5 protein-coding genes and 2 pseudogenes are annotated in these 5,600 nt (G+C 57.9%); 2 read left to right on the top strand and 5 right to left on the bottom strand.

Features of this window, described 5'->3' with window-relative positions:
- The 3 genes and pseudogenes from DID99_RS35615 to citF all read right to left on the bottom strand — a co-directional run.
- Positions 1-151: transposase (locus DID99_RS35615; protein WP_409362724.1), on the bottom strand; the 151-nt coding region annotated here is incomplete at its 3' end.
- Positions 152-204: 53 nt separating this feature from the next.
- A pseudogene (locus DID99_RS35620) lies at positions 205-306 on the bottom strand (IS5/IS1182 family transposase); the annotation flags it as partial.
- A 214-nt stretch (positions 307-520) separates the two neighbouring features.
- The gene (gene citF, locus DID99_RS35625; protein WP_260444780.1) at positions 521-2,245 is read right to left on the bottom strand and encodes a citrate lyase subunit alpha; all 1,725 of its coding nucleotides are present in this window, start codon (positions 2,243-2,245) and stop codon (positions 521-523) included.
- 108 nt (positions 2,246-2,353) lie between these two features.
- On the opposite strand from citF, the gene DID99_RS35630 reads away from it, so the two are divergent.
- Both DID99_RS35630 and DID99_RS35635 read left to right on the top strand, forming a co-directional pair.
- Positions 2,354-3,202 (top strand): CoA ester lyase, encoded by an 849-nt coding sequence (locus tag DID99_RS35630; RefSeq protein ID WP_124668644.1) that lies wholly within the window; start codon positions 2,354-2,356, stop codon positions 3,200-3,202.
- Positions 3,203-3,306: 104 nt separating this feature from the next.
- A complete protein-coding gene (locus tag DID99_RS35635; protein WP_124668645.1) occupies positions 3,307-4,821 on the top strand; it encodes a fumarate hydratase in 1,515 nt (504 codons plus the stop codon).
- On the opposite strand, the pseudogene DID99_RS35640 reads toward DID99_RS35635, so the two are convergent.
- A pseudogene (locus DID99_RS35640) lies at positions 4,820-5,305 on the bottom strand (transposase); the annotation flags it as partial. The gene DID99_RS35635 and the pseudogene DID99_RS35640 overlap by 2 nt on opposite strands.
- 60 nt (positions 5,306-5,365) lie before the next feature.
- Positions 5,366-5,600 (bottom strand): IS3 family transposase (locus tag DID99_RS35645; RefSeq protein WP_260444779.1); only part of this gene is annotated, 235 nt, incomplete at its 5' end.

Genomic DNA, 5,600 nt, shown 5'->3' on the forward strand with positions numbered 1-5,600 from the left:
GGCACCAGTTCCCCAGCGTCGCCACCGGCACGCCCAGCCTGCGAGCGGCCTCATGCTGACCAACGCTCTCAGCCAGCAGCACCGCCTCCACCTTGAATCCCTTCGTGTACTGCCGCCTCGGTACCACGTTCCCTGTCATTCCATTCTCCATACAGACAAAAAGTTATCAAACTTCTTGCTGTATGTGGAATCGAGGCAGGGTCACGTGACGTTGCCTCGGTTGATCAGGCCAGCGTTGTACGCCGCCCAGTTTCTGACACGGTAGCGCGCCTTCGGCTCGTGCGTCTTGCTTCTATCCCTGCGCATCTTCTCGGCAAAAATCGAGCATCGACGCAGGAACCCGAATTGTTAACAGAGGTATCGCCCCGGTCGTTGCGCGTATACGTCACCGCGGCGCTCGCCGGATTTATGCAACAACGCCCCGCGCAACGGCAACCCAGACATCATGCGCCGCCTCCATTAATAAATACGGTCTGAAATATGTAATACATCGAAAATTTCTTGATACTTTCGGTCATCGTTACGTCCGTCTACCTGACGCCACTTCGGTGAGTACATCGATCACTGAGCCATCTCGATACTGCTGCAGTGCAACGATTCGGCCGCCTCTTGCGGGCAATATCGGTACAGCCATATCCGCTCTAGCTAGATCGTATAGTTTGGCTAATGGCACAAGCTTGACTCCTGCCGTTGCGAGTCGGTCTGCCAGGTCCTCGCGCAATGGGTTGACTGCTACGCCCGCTTCCGTCACCACCACGTCTATGGTGGAACCCGGCGTTGTAACTGTTGTAACGTTCTCGACGATCTTGGCGAATTGGCCCGCTCTAAGTTTTGTCGTGACAATGGCAAGCTTTGAGCCAGATGCAGTATCGGCGTGACCACCCGAGCCGCCGAGCAATACCCCGTCGGAGCGGGTGCTAACGTTCACATTGAAATCGAGGTCCACTTCCGCGGCGCCAAGGATCATGGTGTCGAGCCGGTTCACAACCGCTCCCCGATTCCACGGATTGGCGTATAGCGATGCAGACATACCCCGATGCAAGGGATTCTCACGGTATGAGTGCACCGCGCGCATGTCAAAACACTGTACATCGAAGACCGACCGGAACAACCCCTCTTCCAGCATCTCAACGATAGTTCCGGTGACTCCTCCCGCGGCAAAGCCTCCCCTCACCTTCCTGCTTTTCATCCGCTCCTCAACATACTTCGCAACGGCGAGCGAGATTCCTCCCGCACCTGTCTGGAACGAGAATCCGTCAACTAGCAGGCCACTGGCATTGATAACCTCGGATGCGACCCTCGCAATTTCAAGGCCAGCCGAATCCTGAGTAATCCGAGTGGATCCCGACACAATCTGCGTGGCATCGCCAATTTCAGGTACCGCCACGACGAAATCGACGAAGTCCTGCGTGATTTCCGCAGGACACGCAGGATAGGCAACAAGGTTATCGGTGACGGCAACGACGCGGCGTGCTGCGCGCGCGTCCACTTCGGCATAGCCCAGAACGCCACAGGCAGAACGCCCCTGTACACCGTTGATGTTTCCGTAGTCGTCCGCCGTGGGTGCGGCAACAAATGCCACATCGATCGTGAGTTCGCCAGACTCAATTGCACGCGCGCGTCCGCCGTGTGTCTGCAGGACGGCGGGGTTCTTGAGCATTCCAGCGCTAATCGCCTGCGCGACCGGCCCCGCAACGTAACCAGAGTACACGCCGGTTACCACGCCGCTCTTCATATGCTCGACAAGCGGCGCGTGCACGGGAAAAATTGAACTGGCAGCGAGCTTGAGATCACGCAGCCCCAGTCGAGCTGCTTGATCAACGACCAGATTCATCACGTGGTCGCCGTTACGAAGATGGTGATGAAACGATAGTACGGCACCGTCGCGAACACCGCACTCGCGCAGAGCAGTCGCGATGTCAGGTAGCAGTTTCGTTCGGCCCGTGGTTTCCGTGCGCATATTCACCGCCGCCCGCGTAACGGTCTGCGTCGCGGCGTCCACCCCGCTGAAGGGACGTACCGGACCGTAACCCGGGACAACTGTAGGGATATTTCTCACGTTCTTGGTCATCGACTGTCCCCAACAGAGGTTAAAAGGGAGCTTGGAATTGGCGCCTTGCGGACATTGGCCGCCAACATGGGCCATATGATTTGAGATCGGCTGACAACTCTTTGACAAAGTCAAAAAAACACCGGTTTTCTCCAAAATAGTTAACCCGTCGGCGTACTGTTCGTCAGAATTCAATGAGGCCTCAGCTTCGTACTCTCGATAAGAGGCCGCCCCACTAACTAAACGCGAATCAGCGGCTCCGCACGATCGCGGGTTAATAACCGGATGCACGCCCTTACTACCATGACCTCAACCGTCAGACCCGAAATCCCCATCCGCACGCGCAGCTGGATGTTTAGCCCGGCAACAGACCCGAAACACTTTGGAAAGGCACTCGAGGCGGGGGCGGATGTGCTGATCGTCGACCTTGAGGATGCTGTTGCGCTGGAACGAAAAGCGGAGGCGCGAACCAACGTATGCGCGCTGCTCGACACCCCGCGCGACGACGCGTTGCTTCCGCCCCTAGCGGTGCGCATCAACACACCCTCAAGTCGCACTGGCATCGACGACCTGATCGCATTGCTCGACGCCCGTTTTGAGCCGACATTCATTCTTCTGCCGAAGATCGAGTCCCCCGAGCCAGTCGTTCAGGTCCATTCTCTCCTCAAAGGTGCGGGCAAGTCGGCCCACCTGGTGCCTTTGATCGAGTCCGCGCGCGGGAGATCCGCCATACGGACGATAGCGGCCGCATGTACGAGGGTAGCCGCGCTGATGTTTGGCGCTGCGGACTATGCTTCGGACGTGCGAGCACAGCCGTCAAGTTTCGCTTTGCAAGTCGCGCGGTGCGAACTGGCGTCCGCGTGTGCGGAAGCCGGAATCACAGCGATCGACTCCCCCTGCTTTGTCCTTAACGATGAGGTACAGCTTGCACTGGATCTGGACTTTGCCACCAGGAACGGGTTTACAGCGAAAGCGGCGATCCATCCATCGCATATCGCGCCAATCAATGCCGCGTTCACACCCTCCCCAGAGAGGCTGGACTGGGCGCATCGGGTCTTGGCTGCCAGCGAACAAGGTGCGGGTACCGTGGACGGCCGGATGGTTGACGAAGCGATTGCTCGTGAGGCGCGCCGCGTGATCGCGTCGCTCTGATCGAAGCACATCGCGCTTCTTGCATTGAGAATCATGCCATGAAGGGCATATTGGCAGACGCTCAAGCAGTGCCATCAACGAATAGCTAAGTATGGGAGGAGATTGTGAGCACGTTTCGCCAACAGGACGTGATTCAAAGCGTCGGTGATGCACTTCAGCACATCAGCTACTATCATCCGCGCGATTTCATCCAGGCACTGGGGCGCGCGTACGAACGCGAAACTAGCGAACTTGCGAGGGACGCTATCGCGCAGATCCTCACGAACAGCCGGATGTGCGCTGAAGGACACCGTCCGTTGTGTCAGGACACGGGAATCGTGACCGTCTTCGTCAAACTTGGCATGGATGTTCGGTGGGAAGACGCCACGATGAGCCTCGACGACATGATCAATGAGGGCGTGCGGCAAGCCTATATGCTTCCAGAGAATATTCTGCGTGCGTCGATTGTATCCCCCCCAGAAGGGAATCGCGTAAACACACGTGATAACACCCCAGCGGTGGTGCACTATGAAGTCGTGCCAGGCAGACAGATCGAAATGACCATCGCCGCCAAGGGAGGCGGATCGGAAAACAAATCGAAGTTCGCGATTCTTACTCCAACGGACTCTATCGTCGATTGGGTACTCGAAACCGTGCCGCACATGGGTGCCGGCTGGTGTCCACCAGGCATGCTTGGCATCGGCATCGGCGGCACTTCCGAAAAAGCCATGCTGATGGCAAAGAAATCGTTGATGGATAGCATCGACATGGCCGATCTGATCTCGCGCGGCCCCAAGAACTGGCTCGAGGAAATGCGCATCGATCTGTACGAAAAGGTCAACCGCCTCGGAATTGGCGCTCAGGGTTTGGGCGGCATGACCACCGTGCTCGATGTGAAAATCCTGTACGCCCCAACTCACGCGGCGTCGAAGCCCATTGCAATGATCCCGAACTGTGCCGCCACGCGCCATATTCATTTCACACTCGACGGCTCTGGTGTCGCACAATTGGAAGTGCCGTCACTAGATGACTGGCCGAAGGTGCAATGGATCCCGGACACGACCACCAGTCTTCGCATCAATCTCGACACGCTCACACGCGACCAGGCAGCCACATGGCAGCCGGGCCAGCGTCTTCTACTCACCGGAAAGCTGCTGACAGCCCGCGATGCGGCCCATAAACGGCTAACGGACATGATCGCACGTGGTGAACCATTGCCCGTCGACTTCACCAATCGCGTCATCTATTACGTTGGCCCGGTCAACCCGGTACGCGACGAGGTAGTTGGCCCCGCCGGCCCCACCACCTCGACCCGAATGGACAAGTTCGCCGAAGCGATGCTTGCACATACAGGTCTCATATCGATGGTGGGGAAAGCCGAGCGTGGTCCGGAGGCGATCGAGGCCATTCGCAGGCATGGCGCGACCTATCTTGTCGGCGTCGGCGGTGCTGCCTACCTCGCCTCCAAGGCTGTGCGCCACGCCAAGGTGTTGGCCTTCGAGGAATTCGGCATGGAAGCCATCTATGAATTCGTGGTGCAGGACATGCCTGTTACCGTCGCGATTGATGCCCGAGGCGAGTCCATACACGAAAGTGGCCCTCGGCACTGGCGTGCGCAAATTGCGAAGATGACAGTGTGAGATGTTGCTGCAGGCGCTCGGACCCGAAGCTTTCCCGGGCGCGCTGGATGGGCCGCAAGTATCTCCGCTTCCAGGCGAGGCTCCTGTTGCGTTCCTGCGGACGGCTTGCGCTTGCGCCACGCATAGTAGCCGCCGCGACACGTCGGCGGCACGGGATAGTCCTGTCGCATTGGTTCAATCACGCCGTACTTTACCGCGACTCCTTCGCGAAGGACGTCGCGAACTTTTTTAGGAGATCGCGCTCCATTTTTACCTCGGCCAGTTCGCGTTCGACGTGCGCCAACTCGGCCTCCACTTCCGTCAGTGGCTTCTGGAGCCGACCGACATCTTTCAGCTTGCCAGCCTTCGCCGCGCTCATCCAGTTTGTCGGCGTCTTGATTGGGATCGACAGCCGCCGGGACGATTCCGATACCCCAATACCTTCAACCATCGCCAGCTTGACCGCTTCGTCGCGAAGCTCCTTCGTAAAGATCGCTCTTGGAATTCAATTCATCCATGCCTCTGCTCCTCGATTTGACCCTGCCTCGTTTTCACGTACAGCATCTCATGCGGCGATTAAGCTGGCCTCGTAGTCGACAGGGGTGAGGAAATCGATCGAGGTATGCAGGCGTTGCCGATTGTAATAGCCCTCGATCCAATCGACGATATCCAGGCGGGCTTGGGCGCGCGTTTCGTAGTGGTTCTGATAGATTCTCTCGACCTGTGCGACACGTGTCGCCGTCCGCCGGACGTAAATCGGTAATGTAGTGGATGGCAAAGTCTGTTTCTGTCTTGTCACG

The organism is Burkholderia sp. Bp8986, from assembly GCF_003854225.1.
Lineage (GTDB): Bacteria > Pseudomonadota > Gammaproteobacteria > Burkholderiales > Burkholderiaceae > Burkholderia.